Below are 19,101 nucleotides of genomic sequence, written 5' to 3' on the forward strand. Positions count from 1 at the left end.
GCGGAGTGGTGGTGCGGCTTTCCGATTTCACCGGTAAAGCCTTCTTGACTGCCGTGCAAGGATGCTGACGAAAACCTCCCAGTCATCATCCGGATGTGGATCCGCGAGGGCGTCGAATGGTGGAATTCATTGCGGCGTTCGCTCTGGTCCGCACACCCCGGACCAGGCAGCTCCGCCACTCCACCAGGAGAAAACCCCATGATCGGCAGGCGCCGGCTCACCGTTCTCCTCACCACTCTGACCGTGCTCGCGGTCGTCACCGGCTGCGGTTCGCTGCAGGCCGAACAACCACCCGCACGCACTTCTCCGGCCGTGGTCGAAAAGGCCAGGATCAAGGTCGGCGTGCTGCCGGTGGTGGACGTCGCACCCCTGCACATCGCGATCAAGAACGGCTACTTCAGAAATGAGGGTCTGGAAGTCGAGACGGTCACCGTCCAGGGTGGCGCCGCGGCTATTCCGAGTCTGATCAAAGGTGGCCTCGACATCACCTTCGGCAACTGGGTGTCGTTCATCGCCGCGCAGTCCGACGGCACCGCGAAGGACGTGGGCGGCCTGAAGCTCATCTCCGACGCCTACCAGGCCAAGCCCGGCATGTTCCTGATCCTGGTCAAAGGCAACGGGCCGATCAGGACGATGCAGGATCTCGTGGGCAAGACCATCGCCATCAACACCCTGAACAACATCTCCGAGCTGACCACGAAGGCCGTCCTCGAAGCCAACAACATCGACCCGAAGCGCGTGACGCTCAAGGCGATGCCCATGCCCGACATGGAGGCGGCGATCGAGCGCAACGTGGTGGACGCGGGCTTCATGAGCGAGCCGTTCATCACCAAGGCCCAGCGCAACTCGGGTCAGCTGGCCATCATCGACGCGGCGTCCGGCCCCACCGACGGCATCCCCATCGCCGGCTACGGCACCACGGCCAAGTTCGCCCAGGAGAGCCCGAACACGGTGGCCGCCTTCCAGCGCGCCATGGCCAAGGGGCAGCGCGACGCCTCGGACCGCGCCACGGTCCAGGCCCTGCTGCCCGACTACGCCGGCGTGGACCGCGACACCGCCAAGCTGGTGCACCTGGGCCAGTTCCCGATCTCCCTCGACCCGACCCGGCTCCAGCGGGTGGCGACCCTGATGAAGACGTACGGGCTTCTCGGTGCCGATCTGGACGTCGAACCGATGCTCGTCCGCGGCGCGGAGAAGTGACCTGACAGGCGGCCGCGGGGCCGGTGACCTCGGCGGACACCACGTCGCCGGCACCCGCGGCTGCACAGTGATCACTGTGCGTGTCAGCGTGCTCACCAGCGGAGATGTGAGCAGGAACACTCGGCTGTGACGTTGCCGTGTTCATTTCGTAATATGGCCCGCCGTGTGACCATGCCCCGTCCCCGACGCAAGGTGTTCCCGAATGCCGGGCCGACATAGAACCCAGCCGACCTCCACCCGGAAGCTGAAACTGCCCGTCGCCGTCGCCGCCACCCTCACGGTGGGCCTCGTCGCGACCTTCTGGGTGGTCCGCTCCTCCGACCAGCCGATCGACCCGACCGGAGCAGCCGCCCAGCTGGTGGCCCCGGCCGGCTCCTCCAGCCCGCCGTCGTCCTCCACCACGACGTCGACCACCGCGCCGCCGTCATCGGAAGCCCCGGTGACCACCACGCCGCCCCCGGTGACCACGACGACGGTGGAGACCACCACGCCGCCGCCCCCACCCCCGCCGCCGCCGTGCCCGACCACCCTCGAAGGGGTGAAGCCGCACGTGGCGCAGGTGGGCCACCACATCGCGGGCAAGTTCGGCGTCGACGACATCGGCGGTGCCGTCGGCCGCGGTGGCTCCGGCGAGCACCCCATCGGCCTGGCGCTCGACTTCATGGTCGACACCACCACCGGCAACGCGCTGTCCGACTACGTGCTGGCCAACCGCAAGGCGTTCGGCGTCACCTACGTGATCTGGCGCCAGCGCTACAACGACGGCAGCGGCTACACGCCCATGGAGGACCGCGGCAGCCCCACGGCCAACCACATGGACCACGTGCACGTCTCGTTCCAGGCGAACGCGACGGTCAAGGTCACCTGCTGAGGGAGCGACGCTTGTAACGCCGGTGCGGTGGGTCGGATAGAGACGCCGTGGACGTTCTGACATGGGTCTTGGTCGGACAACCGTCGACCGCGCCGACCGTGCCGGCACCTGCGTCGAGCGCGTCGCCGTGGGTGCCGGCGGCAACGCTCGCCGCGGCGGTCATCGCGGCGGTCGTGGCGGGCATCGGTGCTTTCCTGCAACGGAAGTCCGGGCGTGAGACGGCATCCGCGGCGCATCGCTCCGCGGATGCTTCACAGGTTGCGGCGCAGGCGGCCGAAGCGTCCGTGAAGCTGAACGAGCGGGTCTCCACGATCGCCGCGACCCGGACCGAGGCCGACTCCCTGGGCAAGCGCTACCAGGACGCCGCGAACCAGCTCGGCCACGAGAAGGCCGTGGTGCGCATGGCCGGTGTCATCGCCATGGCACAGCTGGCCGATGACTGGCCGCAGCAGCGCCAGATGTGTGTGGACGTCCTGTGCGGCTATCTGCGGATGTCGCGGTCCGCGATCGTCGGGAACGACGCGCCCGAACACGCCGAACGCGAGGTCAGGGCGACGGTTCTGCGGCTCATCGCCGCGCGCACCTCCCGGTACCGGCCATCCGACGAGTCCGTCGTGCCCAGTTGGTCGCAGTGTGAGTTCGACCTGTCCGGCGCCGTGATCTACGACCTGGACTGGACCGGTCTCACGTTCGAGAGGCGCGTTCACCTCACCGGTGCCACCTTCGGCGGGAAGTGCCGGATCGCCAACTCCAGGTTCGAGTACTTCGGTGTCCTGCTCGACGAGGTCGAGCTGGAGGGAAGCCTGGAGATGTACGGCATCGAGGCGCGCGAGTGCGGTGTCACGTTCGATCACGCCACGGTTCGTTCGGCGGGCGACCTCAAGATTCACTTGTCCGGAAGTCCCGCAGCCAGGTGGGAGATGTCGCAGCTCGATGTCGAAGGACGGATGGAAATCCACATCAGTCCCGATGTCCACAACGACAGCGTCGTGCTGCGCCGAGCAGACGTGCGCGGTGACGTCGTGATCCACTGCGGAGACCAGGAAATGTCGCTGAAGCGTGAAGGCTGGTTCGACACGCCCCACCTCGATTTCTCCGGGTGGAACATCCACAGTGGAGCGCGCGTGCGCATCGAGAGTCAGTTGGTGGACGTCTGGTCCGCGGAGTGGCAACCGCGGCGGGTCGATCCGGACGCTGACGTGCTGCTGACCACAAGACCCGCTGTGCCTGAACGGAGTTGACTGCCACCCTTGACCGCTGATCAGCCGATCGCCGGCCGATCGGTGACGGTCAGCGCCAGGTCCGCGCCGTCCACCGTCACCAGGACGTGCTGCCCGCCGCGCAGCTCGCCCGCGAGCAGGGCGCGCGACAGCCGCCGGTCGAGCTCCTTCGCGATCGTGCGGCGCAGCGGCCGGGCGCCGTGCTCGGGCACGTAGCCGCGCGCGGCGAGCCAGTCGACGGCGCGGTCGTCGACCTCCAGCGTGATGTCCTGCTCGCGCAGGCGCTCGCGGGTGCGGCCGAGCAGCAGCGCGGTGATCCGGCGCAGCTGGGCCGCGTCGAGGCCGCGGAACAGGATGATCTCGTCGATGCGGTTCAGGAACTCCGGCCGGAACGAGCGGCGCACCGCGGTCATCAGCGGCCCGCGCAGCTGGTCCACCTCGACGCCGGAGGCGCCGGCCGCCAGCAGCTGGTCGGCGCCGATGTTGCTGGTCATGATGATGACGGTGTTGGCGAAGTCGGCGGTGCGCCCCTGGGAGTCGGTGAGCCTGCCCGCGTCGAGCACCTGCAGCAGCGTGTTGAAGACGTCCGGGTGCGCCTTCTCGATCTCGTCGAGCAGCAGCACCGAGTACGGCACGCGCCGCACCGCGCCGGTGAGCTGGCCCGCGTCCTCGTAGCCCGCGTAGCCCGGCGGCGCGCCGATCAGCCGCGAGACCGTGTGTTGCTGCCCGAACTCGCTCATGTCGAACCGGATCAGCCGGTCCGGTGAGCCGAAGAGCGCCTCCGCCAGCGCCCGCGCGACCTCCGTCTTGCCCACCCCGGTCGGGCCGAGGAACAGGAACGAGCCGACGGGCCGGTTCGGGTGCTTGAGGCCGGCCCGGCCCTGCCGCACCGCGTCGGCCACCGCCTCCACCGCCTCGTCCTGGCCGACGATCCGCTCGTGCAGCAGGTCCTCCAGGTGCAGCAACCGGTGCCGTTCAGCCTCGGTGAGCTGCGCGACCGGGATGCCCGTGCTGCGCGACACGACCTCGGCCACGTCGTTGCGCCCGACCTGCGGTGCCCCGGCCAGCGCGGCACGGGCGGCCTCCAGGTCGGCGACCGCGCGGCGCAGGTCGTCCTCCAGGAACGGCAGGTCCTCGGCCTGCGCGGCGTCCCGGTCCCGCTCCAGGCGGCGCACCCGCCGCTCCAGCTCCGCCGGGTCCGGCGGCATCGGGGCCTTCTCCCGCAACCGGACGCGCGCGCCCGCCCGGTCCACCAGGTCGACGGCCTTGTCCGGCAGGAACCGGTCGGTGACGTAGCGGGCGGACAGCTCGACCGCGGACACGATCGCCTCGTCGGTGATCCGCACGCCGTGGTGCGCCTCGTAGCGGGCGCGCAGGCCGCGCAGGATCGCGACCGCCTCCTCCGGCGACGGCTCGGCGACGAGGACGGGCTGGAACCGCCGTTCGAACGCGGCGTCCTTCGCGATGTGGCGGCGGTACTCCTCGGCCGTGGTGGCCCCGATGACCTGCACCTGCCCGGACGTGAGCACGGGCTTGAGGATGTTCGCGGCGTCCATCGGCGCGCCCTCGGCACTGCCCGCGCCGACGACGGTGTGCAGCTCGTCGATGAACAGCACCACCATCCGGTTGGCCGCGGCCACCTCCTCGAGCACGCCTTCGAGCCGTTCCTCGAACTCGCCCCGGTACTTCGCCCCGGCCACCATGCCGACCAGGTCGAGGGAGATCAGCCGCCGGTCCCGCAGCGTGGCGGGCACGTCGCCGGCGGCGATCCGCGCCGCGATGCCCTCGACGATCGCGGTCTTGCCGACCCCGGGATCGCCGATCAGCACGGGGTTGTTCTTGGTGCGCCGCGACAGCACCTCCAGCACCTCGTCGACCACGTCCTCCCGGCCGACCACCGGGTCGAGCAGGCCGTCGCGGGCCGCGGCGGTGAGGTCGCGCCCGTGGTGGTCGGTGCGCCTCGTCGCGGACGGCGGCCGGCCGAGCCCGCCGAACAGCTTCCCGACGAGGTCCTCCAGCGAGTGGGACCCGAAGCCGAACACCCAGTCGTCACCGCTCACGGCCTGCCACCTTCACCCGGTCGAGGGACCTCTGTCCCCGATCCTTCCCCGCGCGGGTCACGACCACACATCACGCGGGCACCGAGCCGGGGCGGTGCTGGTACCGCGCGGGGGTGCGGAGGCCGGGCCCGCCACAACCCGTGCGGCCGGGGCGTGGACACCGGTGGGCCGGGCGAAGTGGGCCGCGCAGCCGACGGCGTTCCGGGCGACGCCGCCGCCGGGTCGAGCCCACCACAACGCCGAGATCGACCCACCCATGAGAAGGCTCTCCCAGGCGTCTCGGGGTTCCCCCTTACCTCCAAGGTCTACGGCCGGCTCAGACCACGGGCCGATGTGCGCGCACTTCCCGTTCCGGTGGACTCGTCGGCACCTTTCGTTTCCTGCTGGGGGAGTTCATGTCCTTCCTGACCGATGCCCTCGAGGGGCTCGCTGGTCTGCCGCAGCCCGCTGTGCTGGCTGTGACGGGTGCGTTGACGTTGGCTGAGTGCACGCTGGGGGTGGGGTTTCTGGCGCCGGGGGAGACGGCGTTGCTGCTGGCGTCCACGACGGTGACGACAGTGCCCCGGTTCGTGGTGATGTGGCTGGTGGTCACGGTGTGCGCGGTCGCGGGCGACAGCATCGGCTACTACCTCGGGCGTCGCTATGGCGATCGGCTGCGGGACAGCCGGATGGTGCGCAGGATGGGGCAGCAGCACTGGGACAGGGCGGGGGAGCTGCTGCGGCGGCGGGGTGCGTGGGCGGTGTTCGTCGCCAGATTCCTGCCGGTGGTGCGGACTTTGGTGCCGGCGTCGGCGGGTGCGTCGAAGCTGGAGTACCGGCGGTTCCTGCCGGCGTCGATCGCGGGTGCGGCGTGCTGGGCGGCGTTGCACATCGGCATCGGGTCGGCCGCGGGGGCGTCGGCGAAGTACGTCGAGTCGGTGTTCAGCGGAGCGATGTGGGTCGTGCTGGGCGTCGCGGCGGCAGTCGGCGTGGTCGTGGTGCTGCGCCGGCGCAGGCAGGCCGGGACCAGGGAGCTCGAAGAAGTCGCCTGACGGCGGCGATCTCCGGCGGGTCAGGACTCGGGCTCGCCGGAGGCGCCGATCTCGCCGGGGTGCTCGGTGAGGGTGCGGGCGAGGTCGACCAGCTTCACGTTGAGGTCCTGGGAGGTGCGGCGCAGCACGTCGAACGCCTCGTCGGCCGTCATGCCCCTGCGGGCCATCAGGATGCCCTTGGCCTGACCGATCACGTCCCTGCTGTCGATCGCCCGGCGCATCTGCCGGGTGTGCAGGTCGGCGACCTCGACGGTCGTGGTGTAGGCGAGGGCGAGCGACGCGTGCGCGGCCAGCATCAGCGCGGTGTGCCGGTCGCGGCCGTTCAGGCCGTGGACGCGCTTCGAGTAGATGTTCAGCGCACCGCCGAGCGCGGTGGCCCGCCGCGGGTGCAGGTCGGTCGACAGCACCGACGCGAACCCGTGGCCGGTGGCCTGCTCGGAGAACCCCGGCCAGCGCCGCTCCGACCTCAGGTCGTCGCTCGTCGCGAACCCGGGACCGTCGGGCAGGGCGGCGTCGACGCAGGGGCCCTGCCCGGTCCGGTACTGCACCTGGTCGAGGCTCTCGGCCACGGCGTCGGTCTCGGCCGGGGTGAAGAACCTCCCGTCCGCGCCGCGCAGGGTCACGCTCACCATGTCGGCGCCCACGACCATCGACCGGGCGGCGTCCACCACCCGGTCGAGCGCCGCGCCGACCGTGGTCACGCTCAGCAGCACCTGCGTCAGCGCCGCGAACTGCGCCGCCAGCGAAGCGTCGGCGCCGGAGGGCTCCTCGCCGGACACGAGCAGCACCGCGTCCCGGGCACCCCGGGACAACGCATCGGGGGAGCCGGCCACCTCCAGGCCGGCGGGGAGACCGGCGAGGTGCAGCGCGGTGGCCGCGGACGTCGCCGGGTCCACCACCACCTCGCAGCGCACACCCCGGTCGGCCAGCCCGCCGACGACGCTCAGCAGCGCCCGTCCGCCGGCCGCGGTGAGCAGCCGGACCTCGCGCAGGTCGAACAGCACCGACCCGGACGGCGGCAGCGCCGACACGGCGTCGAGCAGTGCCTCGTGGCCCGCACGGGTCCCGTCCAGCGTGCCTGACAGGCGGATCACCAGTGCCGGGTCCACCTGGTGCACGGCGATGTCCAGTTCGGTCCCGGCGTCCTGGCCCGCCCGGTCCCGGTCGCGCATCGGCGGCCTCCTCGCTCGTCGTCCCCCCTGACCCACCAGACCACCTGTGGGCGAAATGCGAAACCCGGACGGGGAAGAGTCCCCGGATCGCGGCTGTTCGGGGGGACGGAATCGTGGCAATTTCGGTGCGAGGTCCCGGTGCCGACGGGTCGAGCGGTCCTCCGCTCAGCCCTCCCCGGTCAGGTGCCGCAGCACCTCCGCCGCCACGGCCGCCGGTCGCTCGACGACGGCGAGGTGCGCGGCGCCGGGGACGACGACGAGCCGGCCGTCCCGCACCGACGCGCTGATCTCCTCCAGGTGGTGCGGCGGTGTCGCCGGGTCGTCCGCCCCCGCGAGGGCCAGGGTGGGAGCGGTGATCCCGGCGAGGTCCGCGCGCTGGTCCATGGCGGCGATCGCCTCGCAGCAGGCCGCGTAGCCCTCCGCCGGGGTGGCGGCCACCATCGCCTCCCAGCGGGCCCGGTCGCGGTGGGCGGGGGTGAACCACCGGTCGACGACGGCCGCCGCGACCGCCTCCGTGCCGCGGGCGCGGACGAGAGCGGCCCGGTCGGTCCAGGCCGGCGCCGGGCCGAGGCAGGCGCTGGTGCACAGGACGGCGAGCCGGTCGACGCGGCTCGGCTCGCGGGCCGCGAGGCGCAGGGCGGTCATGCCGCCGAGCGACAGCCCGACCAGGTGCGCCCGTGGCACGCGCAGGTGGTCGAGCAGCGCGGCCAGGTCCCCCGCCAGGTCGTCGACCGTGCACGGGCCCGGCACGACGGGGGACCGGCCGTGGCCGCGGGTGTCGTACCGGACGACCCGGAAGCGCTCCTCGAACGCGGCGACGACCGGGTCCCACATCTCGAGCGTCGAGCCGAGCGAGCCGGACAGCACCACGACCGGGCCGTCCGGCCGGCCCGAGACGACGTGGTGGACCCGGGTCGTCATCAGGCCTTCCCGCGGATGTCGGACGGGTGCGTGGCCAGCGGCGTGACCTTGACGTCCATGAACGGGAACAGCGGGAGGCCGGACAGCAGCTCGTGCAGCTCGTCGGCCGAGCCGACGTCGAAGATCGAGTAGTTCGCGTACTCGCCCGCGATGCGCCAGATGTGCGGCCAGCGGCCGTCGCGCTGCAGCTCCTGGGAGTAGGCCTTCTCCCTGGCCACGACCTCGGACCGGACGGCGGGGTCGAGGTCGTGGGGGAGACGGACGTCCATCCGCACGTGGAACAGCATCAGCCGCGCACCGGGTCGAGGACGAAGCCGTAGTCGACGGTCACCGAACCGTCGGCGTTCTGCCGCGGGTCCAGCACCAGCTCCGGCTTGACGGCGGAGGCGATGTCGTCGTCGTTGTGCGCGTCACCGGGGAAGTACAGCTGCGCGGTCAGGTCCTCGTGGCCGGGTGCGGACACCTTCACGTGCAGGTGCGCCGGGCGCCACGCGTGCCAGCCCGCGGCGGCGATCAGCCGGCCGCAGGAGCCGTCGGTCGGGATCTGGTACGGCGCCGGCCGGACGGTGCGGATCTCGAACGCCCCGGCGGTGTCCGCGGTGAAGCAGCCGCGCAGGTTCCACTTGGGCAGGCCGGGCGCGAACTGGCTGTAGTAGCCGTCGGCGTCGGCGTGCCACAGCTCCATCCTGGCTCCCCGCAACGGGGTTCCGTCGACGGACGTCACGGTGCCCGTCCACGTCAGCGGTGTGCCCTGCTCGCCGTCGCGCATCGGCACGGCGCCGCGCGCGCCCTGCTCCGGCGCGCCGGGCACGTAGTAGGGGCCCTCGATGGTGCCCTTGCTGCCCTCGCGGTGCTCGGTCGCGACCTCCTCGACGACGTGCTCGACCCAGACGTCGAGGAACAGCGGCCATTCGCCGTCCTCGCCGACCTGGATCAGCCACGCCTTCAGCGCGTTGTACTCGGCGTAGGTGACCTTGTGTGCGCGGATGGTCGCGTGGACCGCGGCGAGGACCTCGCGGGCGAGCAGGTCGACGCGCTCGGCCGGGGTGTCGCGGACGGCGTCGAACGGGGACTTGTCGGTCTGGAAGCGTTCGGTCGCCGAGGCGCCGGACGCGGCGGCCGTGGCGGTCTGGGCGGCGGTCTCGGCAGCGGTGTCGATGCTCATGGTGGGCTCCGTGGTGGGTCAGGTGTCGGTGCGGTAGCGGGCGAGCTTGTCCGGGTCGACCTCGACGCCGAGGCCGGCGCCGGGGCGGATGGCGAGCTCGCCGCCGGAGATCTCGAGCGGTTCGGTCAGCAGGTCGTCGGTCATGTCGAGGAAGTTCGACAGCTCGCCGGCCCTGCGGGTGGTGAGGCGGTAGGCGGCACCGAACGCGACGGTGCACATCGACCCGAGCTGGCCGTCGATCTGGTTGCCCATCACGACTTCCAGGCCGAGCCCCTCCGCGAGGTGGTGCACGCGCTGGCTCTGCGTGAACCCGGTGCGGGCGGTCTTGATGCTCACGGCCGTGGCACTGCCGCCGAGCACCTCCCGCGTCACGTCGGCGGGGGTCACGGCGGACTCGTCGGCGATGAACGGGACGTCGCACTGCTGCACGAGCCAGCGCCGGCCGAGCACGTCGTCGGCGGGGCACAGCTCCTCGGCGAAGAGCAGGTCGAGGTCCGCCATCTCCTTCATGGCACGGGCGGACTCGGCGGCGCTCCAGCCGCGGTTGCCGTCGACGTAGAGGTCCACAGTGGACCCGAGAGCGGTGCGCAACGCGCGCACCACCTCGGTGTCGAGCCGGTACGGGCGGCGGCCCACCTTCACCTTGAACGTGGTGATGCCGTAGGTGTCGCGCATCGCCTCGGCTTCGGCGACCATCGCGGCGGGCTCGTCGAACCCGAGCATGTGCGACACCCGCATGCGGTCGGAGAAGCCGCCGAGCAGCTCGGTGACCCCGACGTCGAGGGTGCGGCCGAGCGCGTCCCAGACGGCCATGTCCAGCGCGGACTTCGCGGTCGGGTTGCCGACGGTGCGGCCGAGCCGCGCCGCCACGGTCTCCCGCTCCAGCAGGGACAGCCCGACGACCTGCGGGGCGAAGAGCTGGTCGACCACCGCGCGGATGCCGTCCTGCGTCTCGCCGTAGGTGAACGGCCGGGGCGGTGCCTCGGCGACGCCCACCACGCCGTCGTCGGTGTGCACGCGGACGAGGACGTGCTCGGCCACGTGCACCTCGCCGCTCGCGAACCGCAGCGGCTTGCGGTAGGGGATGGCGAACGGGATCGCCTCGACCTTCGTGATCTTCATCGGATGGCCTTCCGCGCGGGGTGGTGCTGCTCGTGCGTGAAGACGCCGTCGAGGACGTCGAGGACGGACGTGACCAGCGCCGACTCCCGGTGTTCCCGCCAGCCGAGGGCGAGCTCGACGGACCCGGCGCCCGCCACGTCGCGGAACACGACGCCGGCCAGCGGCATGGCCCGCGCGGAGGCGGGGACGAGCGCGATCCCGAGACCGGCCGCGACCAGCGCGAGCAGCACGGCGGTGCCGGGTGCGTCGTGTTCGTGCCGCGGCAGGAACCCCGCCTGCCGGCAGCTGCGGACGACGGCCTCGTTCACCGCGGAGTCCGGGCTGCCGTAGAGCACGAACGACTCGGTGGCGAGGTCGGCCATCGCGATCACCGGCTCGTCGGCGAGCCCGTGGTCGGCGGGCACGGCCAGCACCAGCGGCTCGACCTCGATCGTGCGGACCGAGATCTCCTCGCCGGTGGCGGGCGGGCGCAGCAGCCCCAGGTCGAGGCTGCCGTCGCGCAGGCCGTCGCACTGCGCCGGGGTGAGCAGGTCGGCGTGGATCTCGAGCGCGACGCCGGGCAGCTCGCGCCGCACGGCGCGGACGATCCGCGGCAGGTGGGTGAAGGCCGCGGTGCCGGTGAACGCCACCCGCACCAGCCCCAGCCGTCCCTGCGCGATCCGCCGCACGCCGCGGACGCTGTCGTCGACGGACCCGAGCACCCGGCGGGCCTCCGCGTGCAGGAACTCGCCGGCGGGCGTCAGGCGGACCTGCCGGGTCGTGCGGGTGAACAGGGCGGCGCCGAGCTCGGCCTCCAGCTGCCGGATCGCCTGCGAGAGCGCGGGCTGCGCCACGTGCAGCAGCTCGGCGGCCCGGCCGAAGTGGCAGGTCTCCGCGACGGTGGCGAAGTAACGCAGGTGGCGCAGCTCCATGGCGGGAACCTCCGGATGCGGGCGGTCGCTCAACGGTAAGCAGGGGGATTAAGACAGCACAAATACTCATTCAGGCGTCATTGATAAGAGCTGGCGATCAATCGCGGGCTGTTCAGGACGTGCGGGAACCCCGGCCGTCCGGGTCGGGCACGGGCCGGGTCCTAGGTCCGGACGCGGTCCGCGGCGTAGCTCGTGAGCAGCGCCCGCAGCGCGGTGATCGCCCGCTCGGTCCGCGCGTCGTCGCCGAACGCGGTCTGGTGGAAGACCAGGCCGTCGAGCGTCATGAAGATGAGCTCGGCGAACGCGTAGTCGTCGATGCCGTTGCGCACCAGCTCGCGGTGCACGGCGGCGCGGTAGATGTCGTTGACCCGTTCCATCGCGGGCAGCAGCTCGCGGCGGCGGCGCGCTTCGAGGGTGATCTCGTACTGGAACGCCTGGGCGTCCGGGTCCGCGGCGACCAGGGACACGATGCCCGTGGCGAACTCGGTGAACCCCGGCACGTCCGACGCGAGCTCCGCGCCGTCGACGCTGCGCTCCACGCAGAACGCGAGCGCCTCCTCGACGAGGGTGTTCCAGTCGCCGAAGTGGTAGCGCACCGACCCGTGGCTCACGCCGGCCTCGGCGGCGACCGAGCGGTAGGTGAGGCCGCGCAGGCCCTGGGTGGCGACGATCCGGACCGCCGCCTCGAGCAGCGCCTGCCGCCCGGTCCCGTACGCCACGCCCGCCATCGCGCCCCTTCTCCCCGCTCACCGGGGAGTCTAGCCGCGCAGATCAGTACAACTCGATCACCAGCCTGTCCGTCAGCGCTCGCGACACGCACAACGCCATCTGGTCGCCCGCGGCCCGGTCGCTCGCGGACAGGCAGTGGTCGCGGTGGTCGGGAGTGCCCTGCAGCACGCCGGAGACGCACGAGCCGCAGACGCCCTCCTCGCACGACCGGAACACGTCGATCCCGCCCGCGGTGAGCACCGACAGGATCGACCGGTCCGCCGGGACCTCGAACACCTCGCCGGTGTCGAGCTCGACGGTGAACGCCCGGTCCCCGCTGGTGTCGGCCGCGGCGGCGGTGAAGTGCTCCACGTGCACGTGTTCGTCACCGACGACCGGGGCGAGCACCTCGGTCACCTGGTCCATGAACGGCTGAGGGCCGCACGTGTACGCGTGGGAGTCCGTGGTGAGACCGGTGCCGATCTTCTCCACGACCGTGCGCTGGTCGTCGGGGTCGAGGCCGAAGTGCAGGTGCACGTGGTCGCGCAACCCCTCGTGCGTCTCCAGCAGGCCGACGAACGCGGCATCGGCCCGGCTGCGCGCGAAGTAGTGGAGGGTGAACTCGGCCCCGTCCCGCAGCAGCCGGTAGGCCATGCTCAGCAACGGGGTCACGCCGATGCCGCCCGCGAGCAGCACGTGCCGGTCGGCGCCGGCCGCGACGCCCAGCAGGTTGCGCGGTGCGCCGATCTCCAGCACGTCACCGGCGGCCACGGTGTGCAGCGCGGCCGACCCGCCGCGGGAGGCCGCTTCCAGCTTCACCGCGATGAGCACGGACGTGGTGTCGTCCGGCGGGCCGCACAGCGAGTACTGCCGGACCACCCCGGTCGGCCCGGTGACGTCGACGTGCGCACCGGCCTCGTGGGGGTCGAACGGGAAGCCGTCCACGCGGACCAGCCGCAGCGTCCTGATGAACGGCGTCTCCTCGGTCACGTCCGCGACGCGGACCAGGGTGTTGGGCATCGTTCGCGTCCCTTCTCAGCGCAGGTGCAGGCCGCCGTTGGCGTCCCAGCAGGCGCCCGTCACGGAGGCGGCGTCCGGGCAGGCGAGCAGCGCCACCACGCGGGCGACGAACGCGGGGTCGCCGAGCCGTCCGACGGGAATGGTCTCCGTGTAGGCGGCGAGCCGGTCCTCGCCGATGATCGACCGCACCACCGGGCTGTCCTGGGGGCCGGGGGAGACGGCGTTCACCGTCACGCCGTGGGGTGCGAGCTCGCGGGCGAAGACCTTGGTCGCGGTCAGCACCGCGCCCTTGGACGAGGCGTAGTGCCCGCCGGTGGCCGTGCCGCCGTTCTGCCCCGCGAGCGAGGCCATGTTCACGATCCGGCCGTAGCCCTGGCGGGCGAAGTGCGCGCCGAAGGCCTGGCAGGCGGTGAACGTGCCGGTGAAGTTGACCGCCATGACGGCGTTCAGCTCCTCGGGCGTGATCTCCAGCAACGGCGTCGACCGGGTGCGTGCCGCGTTGTTGACGAGCACGTGCACCCCGCCGAGGTCGCGGACGACGTCGTCCTTGAGCCGCCGCACCGCCTCCGGGTCGCCGACGTCGATGCCGTAGCCGCGGCAGTCGCCCAGTTCGCCGGCGAGCGCGGTCGCGGCTTCGGCGTCCAGGTCCGCGATGGCGACGCGGAACCCGTCGGCGTGCAGCCGGCGCACGATGAACTCGCCGAGGCCGTGCGCGCCTCCGGTGACGACCGCGGTGTGCGCGCTCACAGCAGGAACCCCGCCGCCGGGACGGCGTCCTCGCTGTCCACGAGCCGCACGACCTTCCGGACGATCCGGTCGGCTCCGGGACCGTCCGGGGAGAGCCGGATCGTGTGCACGAGGTCCGCCGCCCAGAGGTCGTGGTGCCCGCGCTTGTACGCGACGAGCACCTGGGCCGAGCGCAGCTCCACCTGGTCGTCGGTGACCGACCGGGGCACGAACCCCGTCACGGTGCGGAGCGTGCGGGCGGCGTCGACGGCGGCGATCGCGTAGCCCTCGATCATCCGCGTCACCCGCATCTGCCGCATGCGCGCGTCGTCGTAGACCATGTTCAGCGTCCCGGCGAAGTCCTCTGTGGACGGATCGACGGGGATGACGTAGATCCCGTCGCCGGCGTAGAGGGCGTTCCAGTCGACGTAGGCCTTGCGGTCGAGCAGCTCGGCCTCGCGCCACACCAGTTCCACGGCCCGGACGACGCGCGGGTCGGTCGTCGAGATCGGAGCGGTCAGCACGGTCGGCTCAGTCATCGCTCATCAGCTCCTTCCACTTGCCGTACGCGGCGCGCATGCCGGTCTCGTCGGTGACGTGCGAGGTCGGCCAGCCCTGCGCGCTCGGCTTCTCCCTGGCCAGGCCGCGGTTGACCATGATCGGCATCGCGGGGTCGGCCTGGGCGCCGCGCTGCACGCGGTCCCAGCCCTCGGCGTCGTCGGGCGTGCCGAACCCGAACGGGCCCTGGAAGTGCTCGTGGATGCGCAGCCGCTCCCGGTTGACCGCGTCGACCTCGGGCGGGCCGTCCGGTCCGATCGCGACGTGCTCGATCCACGTCTCGTCGACCGAGATCGGGCGCAGCACCCGGAAGAACGCGGCCGACATCGAGATGTTCGGGAACAGGTTGAGGTTGAAGCCGGTGCCGTGCATGGCCCGGATCAGCCGGCGCACCTGCTGCTCGTCGAGGGTCTTCGACAGCTCCTCGACGAGGTGGCCGAAGCGGCCCTGCAACGGCTCGGTGCCGTCGTCGGCCTCGAGGTCGGAGTGCTCGGGCACCATCTGCATGACGCTGTGCCCGTTGCCGAGGTCGTGCGTGACCGCCGTCGGGTCGGTCATGAACGACATCATGTCGGCGGTCTCGGCGTCGACCGAGGCCATCCAGGACCGGTGCACGATCGGGAAGTGGTAGCCGTCGGTGGTGTTCTCCAGCTGGATCTTCCAGTTGCCGCGGAACTTGAACCGGTGCCGGCCCAGCACCTTGACCGGGTAGCCGCCGCCCTGCGCCATGAACCGGTCGATCCACAGCCGCACGTCGCCGAGGAACTCCTCCAGCGGCACGGCGCCGGCGTCGAAGGTCGCGAAGACCATGCCGCCGTAGGACTCCGTGCGCAGCTTGCGCAGCGACAGCTCGGACTTGTCGACCACGCCCTCGTAGCCGTCCGGGTACGGGATGCCGCGCAGCTTGCCGTCCAGGCCGTAGGACCACGCGTGGTACGGGCAGGTGAAGCCGTTGGCCTCGCCCTGCGGCTTCTCGCACAGGCTCGCCCCGCGGTGGCGGCAGCGGTTGAGCATCGTGTGCAGGACGCCCTTGCGGTCCCGGGTGACGATGACCGGCTGGCGGCCGACGTGGGTGGACTTGAAGGTGCCGGGCTTGGGCAGCTCGCTCTCGTGCGCCACCCACACCCAGGTGCGTTCGAAGATCCGGGTCATCTCCTGCTCGAAGATCTCCGGGTCGGTGTAGAGGCGGCCGGCGACCCGGTCGCCGGCGACGAGGCCGGCCGGGGTCGAGGTGGTCTCGGTCATCGGGGTCTCCTGCCTGCTCAGTCGGGGAGGTCGACGTCGTCGCGGACGGTCAGCGCCCTGCCGAGGCGGGCCTCGACCTTGGCAAAGCGCCAGAGCCGGGCGTCTCCGCCGCCGACCGGGGTGGTGCGGAAGAGGTTGCAGGCCGCCTTGACGGTGTCCTGGCTGTCGGCGTCGGCGAGGACGTAGCAGGTCCACGGCCACCCGTCGGACGGGCCGACCATGTGCGAGTCGTCGTCGAAGTCGCCGACGAACGTGATGCCCGGCAACGCTTTCAGCGCGTCCATCATGGACACGGTCGCCTTCCACACGTCCCCGGCGGTGAGGCCGTCCGCGGGCAGGTCGAAGAAGTTCTGGTTGATGCCGATGCAGAACAGCACCCGAAGTGGCTGTGCGGTCACGGGAACGCTCCTGGTGGTGTGGGCCGGCTCAGCGGAATCCGGGCGTGGTCGGCGGCAGTCCCATGAGGACCGCGCCGGCGGCGTCGTGGATCGCCGGGCCGAGGAAGGCGTGCTGCTTGGGCACCAAGGCGTCGCCCTGCAGCACCCGCAACGGGTGGGCGGTGTGGATCGGCGCCGTGCCGGAGAGCTCGACCAGCAGGTCGACCACGTCCGAGGCGGTCTTCGCGAGGTGCGCCGACGCGAGCCGCAGCCGGGCGTTGTCGGCGTCGGTGGCCTCGTCGCCCGCGAGGACCCGGTCCCAGACCTGGTGGCTGAGCTCGTAGAACCACGCGCGGGCCGAGCCCAGCGCCGCCTCGGCCCGCGCCACGCCGGTCCGGTAGTAGGCGCGGTCGGCGAGCTTCGGCGCGCCGGTGACGCCCGCGTAGCCCGCGCCCGTCCGCACGGCGTGGTCGAGCGCGGCACGAGCGACCCCGGCGCCGACGACGGCGAGGACCTGCGCGGCGTAGGCGATCGTCGGGTACCGGTAGAGCGGTTCGTCCACGGTCGGCGTGCCGCCCCGGATGAACGTCCACTCGCGCGGCACCTCGACGCCGTGCACGGCCAGGTCGAACGACCCGGTGCCGCGCATGCCGACGACGTCCCACTCCTGGACGATCTCGACCTGGTCCGGGCGCAGCAGCGCGGTGCGGGGCTTGCCGCCGCTGTCGGCGTCACCGGGCAGGCCCACGCCGAGCAGGTCCGCGCCCATGCAGCCGCTGGCGAACTTCCACCGCCCGTCGACCAGGAACCCGCGGTCGGTCGGGGCCGCGGGCTGGACGGGGAACAGGGCGCCGGCGAACGCGACGTCCGGGCCGTCCTGGTAGAGCTCGGCCTGCGTCTCCACCGGCAGCGCGGCGAGGTAGACGAGCGCGGAACCGAAGCTCGCCACCCACCCGGTGGACCCGTCGACGGCCGAGATCCGCTCGATCCGGTCGAGGAACTCGGCGGGCGGCAGCGGTTCGCCGCCGAACTTGGCGGGCGTGGCCGCGCGGTAGATGCCGACCTGCTTGAGGCGGGCGATGAAGTCCTTCGGGACGAACCGCTGCTCGCCGAACTCGGACCTGCGTTCGGCGAGCTCGGCGAGCACCCCGTCGAACGTGGCGGTGTTCTCCATCTCTGCTCCTCCTGCCTGGATGTCTCCGAAGCTAGGAAGTGCCGCGGGGCGGCGAAATCGGTATTGCCCCTGCGGCCGTAGGGGATTCCTTCAGTGCGGTGCCGCTGAGCTGCGCTTACGCTTGCGCCGTGGCAGTCGACCCGCGTTCGCCCGAACTGGCCGAGAACGACTTCGTGGCGATGATGAACGCCGTCCGGATGTGCGTGCTGCTGCACGACGCGGAGACGAAGAGGATCCTCTGGGCCAACCCCGCGGCCTGCGAGATGCTCGAATGGGACGTGGCCGAGCTGCGGCCGCTGACGGCGAGCGACATGAGCAGCTCCGCCCAGCAGTACGACCGCGTGCTCGGCCGCGCGTGGCTGCAGGTGGCCGCCGAGCGCGGCATGAACCGCGTGGAGTGGCACTACCGCAGCAGGTCCGGGCGCGTCATCCCGACCGACGCCCTCGCGGTGCGCGTCGAGCTGGCGCAGGGCCCCGCGGTCATGGTGCAGTTCCGCGACATCGAGCGGGAGCAGGAGATCGAGCGGCAGCTGCGGCTCACGACGTCGTGGGTCGACGCCCTGGCGCACCACACGTCCGCCATCGCGCTGATGCTCGACCCGTCCGGCGAGGTCCGGTTCGCCACCGACAGCGCCGTCGCCGTGCTCGGTGCGAGCGCGGGGGAACCGCTGGGGCGGCTGACCGACCGCGGCCGGGTGCGGGTGGACGGACGAGCGTCCACCTGGGACGAGGTCGTGCGGCGCGCCGATCCGGTCGCGCCGGTCCGGCTGGAGGTCCCCGGCGCTGAGCCCGTGTGGCTGGAGGGCAGCCTCGAACGGCTCAAGGTGGTCGGCGGCGAGGCGTTGCTGATGCTGCTGCACGACGTGTCGGACCGCGTGCAGGACGAGGTCCGCCGCGAACGCGAGTCGCGCCGGGAGAACTACCTCGCGCGCTACAACGCCATGGGGGACATGGCGATGGCGATCGCGCACGAACTGGGCCAGCCGCTCGCCGCGGCGGGCAACTTCCTGGCCGGCGTGCGGTCGGGCGTGGCGGACGAACGGCTCCGGTACGGCCTCGACAGCGCCGTGCGGCAGATCGAGCGGGCGAGCACGATCGTGGGCTCCCTGCGGGCGTTCGTCGGGCACCTGGAGCACCCGAGCCAGGTCGCCGACCTCAACGACGTCGTGGAGGAGTGCCTGTACTTCGTGCGCCTGCGCGCCGACGCCGCCGGGGTCGAGGTGGAGTTCCGGCGGTCACCGGACGTGGTTCCCGTGCGGTGCGAACGGGTGCTCACCGGGCAGGTGGTGCTGAACCTGTGCTTCAACGCCGTCGACGAGATGGCCGAGTGCCCGCCGGACCGGACGGTCGTGATCGGCACGGGCGTCGAGGGAGGTGAGGGCGTGCTGACGGTCGACGACCGGGGCCGCGGGTTCCCGCGCGACCCGTTCGAGGAGTCGTTCACCGCCAAGGAACACGGCAGCGGTATCGGCCTGGCGCTGAGCTACCGGATCATCACCCGCCAGCACGGGCGGATCTGGGCGGAGCGCCGGGCCGGGGGCGGGTCGCGCTTCGGGTTCGCGCTGCCGTTGGACGCGCCGCGTTAGGAATTCCTTAGCCGGGCGAGGGGAACTCTCGATG

The 19,101-nt window shown here is 72.0% G+C and carries 19 protein-coding genes; 5 read left to right on the top strand and 14 right to left on the bottom strand.

The window, feature by feature from the left end:
- Window positions 1-198 precede the first annotated feature (198 nt).
- The 3 genes from ACFWGZ_RS01810 (at window position 199) to ACFWGZ_RS01820 (ending at window position 3,312) form a co-directional block, all read left to right on the top strand.
- Window positions 199-1,200 carry an ABC transporter substrate-binding protein gene (locus ACFWGZ_RS01810; protein WP_382449541.1) on the top strand — a complete coding sequence of 334 codons (1,002 nt, stop codon included), beginning with the start codon at window positions 199-201 and terminating at the stop codon, window positions 1,198-1,200.
- Window positions 1,201-1,402: 202 nt separating this feature from the next.
- The gene (locus ACFWGZ_RS01815; RefSeq protein ID WP_382449542.1) at window positions 1,403-2,071 is read left to right on the top strand and encodes a hypothetical protein; all 669 of its coding nucleotides are present in this window, start codon (window positions 1,403-1,405) and stop codon (window positions 2,069-2,071) included.
- Window positions 2,072-2,244: 173 nt separating this feature from the next.
- Window positions 2,245-3,312, top strand: coding sequence for a hypothetical protein (locus ACFWGZ_RS01820; protein ID WP_382449543.1), 1,068 nt, complete (start codon window positions 2,245-2,247; stop codon window positions 3,310-3,312).
- A gap of 20 nt (window positions 3,313-3,332) precedes the next feature.
- On the opposite strand, the gene ACFWGZ_RS01825 is transcribed toward ACFWGZ_RS01820, so the two are convergent.
- Complete coding sequence (locus tag ACFWGZ_RS01825) at window positions 3,333-5,351, bottom strand: ATP-dependent Clp protease ATP-binding subunit (RefSeq protein WP_382449544.1); 2,019 nt, start codon at window positions 5,349-5,351, stop codon at window positions 3,333-3,335.
- A 395-nt stretch (window positions 5,352-5,746) separates the two neighbouring features.
- Here ACFWGZ_RS01825 and ACFWGZ_RS01830 point away from each other — a divergent pair, with 395 nt between their 5' ends.
- On the top strand, window positions 5,747-6,382 hold the full coding sequence (locus ACFWGZ_RS01830) for a DedA family protein (protein ID WP_382449545.1): 636 nt from the start codon (window positions 5,747-5,749) through the stop codon (window positions 6,380-6,382).
- Window positions 6,383-6,402: 20 nt separating this feature from the next.
- Here ACFWGZ_RS01830 and ACFWGZ_RS01835 read toward each other — a convergent pair whose 3' ends face one another.
- The 13 genes from ACFWGZ_RS01835 to ACFWGZ_RS01895 all read right to left on the bottom strand — a co-directional run bounded on the left by ACFWGZ_RS01835 (window position 6,403) and on the right by ACFWGZ_RS01895 (window position 17,481).
- Window positions 6,403-7,554 carry an ANTAR domain-containing protein gene (locus ACFWGZ_RS01835; protein WP_382449546.1) on the bottom strand — a complete coding sequence of 384 codons (1,152 nt, stop codon included), beginning with the start codon at window positions 7,552-7,554 and terminating at the stop codon, window positions 6,403-6,405.
- A gap of 165 nt (window positions 7,555-7,719) precedes the next feature.
- Window positions 7,720-8,475 carry a 3-oxoadipate enol-lactonase gene (gene pcaD / locus ACFWGZ_RS01840; RefSeq protein ID WP_382449547.1) on the bottom strand — a complete coding sequence of 252 codons (756 nt, stop codon included), beginning with the start codon at window positions 8,473-8,475 and terminating at the stop codon, window positions 7,720-7,722.
- A complete protein-coding gene (gene catC / locus ACFWGZ_RS01845) occupies window positions 8,475-8,762 on the bottom strand; it encodes a muconolactone Delta-isomerase (protein ID WP_382449548.1) in 288 nt (95 codons plus the stop codon). Before catC ends, pcaD begins: the two co-directional genes overlap by 1 nt.
- A complete protein-coding gene (gene catA / locus ACFWGZ_RS01850) occupies window positions 8,762-9,640 on the bottom strand; it encodes a catechol 1,2-dioxygenase (protein ID WP_382449549.1) in 879 nt (292 codons plus the stop codon). The genes catC and catA overlap by 1 nt, the downstream gene beginning before the upstream one ends.
- An 18-nt stretch (window positions 9,641-9,658) precedes the next feature.
- Complete coding sequence (locus tag ACFWGZ_RS01855; RefSeq protein WP_382449550.1) at window positions 9,659-10,762, bottom strand: mandelate racemase/muconate lactonizing enzyme family protein; 1,104 nt, start codon at window positions 10,760-10,762, stop codon at window positions 9,659-9,661.
- A complete protein-coding gene (locus ACFWGZ_RS01860) occupies window positions 10,759-11,673 on the bottom strand; it encodes a LysR family transcriptional regulator (protein WP_382449551.1) in 915 nt (304 codons plus the stop codon). The genes ACFWGZ_RS01855 and ACFWGZ_RS01860 overlap by 4 nt, the downstream gene beginning before the upstream one ends.
- 161 nt (window positions 11,674-11,834) lie before the next feature.
- The gene (locus tag ACFWGZ_RS01865; RefSeq protein WP_382449552.1) at window positions 11,835-12,401 is read right to left on the bottom strand and encodes a TetR/AcrR family transcriptional regulator; all 567 of its coding nucleotides are present in this window, start codon (window positions 12,399-12,401) and stop codon (window positions 11,835-11,837) included.
- 43 nt (window positions 12,402-12,444) lie between these two features.
- Entirely contained in the window at window positions 12,445-13,401 is a 957-nt protein-coding gene (locus ACFWGZ_RS01870) for a PDR/VanB family oxidoreductase (protein WP_382449553.1), read from the bottom strand.
- A 15-nt stretch (window positions 13,402-13,416) separates the two neighbouring features.
- Window positions 13,417-14,148 carry an SDR family NAD(P)-dependent oxidoreductase gene (locus tag ACFWGZ_RS01875; protein WP_382449554.1) on the bottom strand — a complete coding sequence of 244 codons (732 nt, stop codon included), beginning with the start codon at window positions 14,146-14,148 and terminating at the stop codon, window positions 13,417-13,419.
- Complete coding sequence (locus ACFWGZ_RS01880) at window positions 14,145-14,666, bottom strand: aromatic-ring-hydroxylating dioxygenase subunit beta (protein ID WP_382449555.1); 522 nt, start codon at window positions 14,664-14,666, stop codon at window positions 14,145-14,147. The genes ACFWGZ_RS01875 and ACFWGZ_RS01880 overlap by 4 nt, the downstream gene beginning before the upstream one ends.
- Window positions 14,659-15,930 carry a Rieske 2Fe-2S domain-containing protein gene (locus ACFWGZ_RS01885; protein ID WP_382449556.1) on the bottom strand — a complete coding sequence of 424 codons (1,272 nt, stop codon included), beginning with the start codon at window positions 15,928-15,930 and terminating at the stop codon, window positions 14,659-14,661. Before ACFWGZ_RS01885 ends, ACFWGZ_RS01880 begins: the two co-directional genes overlap by 8 nt.
- A gap of 17 nt (window positions 15,931-15,947) precedes the next feature.
- Window positions 15,948-16,328 carry a hypothetical protein gene (locus ACFWGZ_RS01890; protein WP_382449557.1) on the bottom strand — a complete coding sequence of 127 codons (381 nt, stop codon included), beginning with the start codon at window positions 16,326-16,328 and terminating at the stop codon, window positions 15,948-15,950.
- A 28-nt stretch (window positions 16,329-16,356) separates the two neighbouring features.
- Window positions 16,357-17,481, bottom strand: a complete 1,125-nt coding sequence (locus ACFWGZ_RS01895) for a flavin-dependent monooxygenase (RefSeq protein ID WP_382449558.1) — start codon at window positions 17,479-17,481, stop codon at window positions 16,357-16,359.
- 128 nt (window positions 17,482-17,609) lie between these two features.
- Between ACFWGZ_RS01895 and ACFWGZ_RS01900 the strand changes: the two genes are divergently transcribed.
- A complete protein-coding gene (locus ACFWGZ_RS01900; RefSeq protein WP_382449559.1) occupies window positions 17,610-19,067 on the top strand; it encodes an ATP-binding protein in 1,458 nt (485 codons plus the stop codon).
- Window positions 19,068-19,101: the final 34 nt, after the last annotated feature.

The sequence above is a fragment of the Lentzea sp. NPDC060358 genome (assembly GCF_042725365.1).
GTDB lineage: Bacteria > Actinomycetota > Actinomycetes > Mycobacteriales > Pseudonocardiaceae > Lentzea.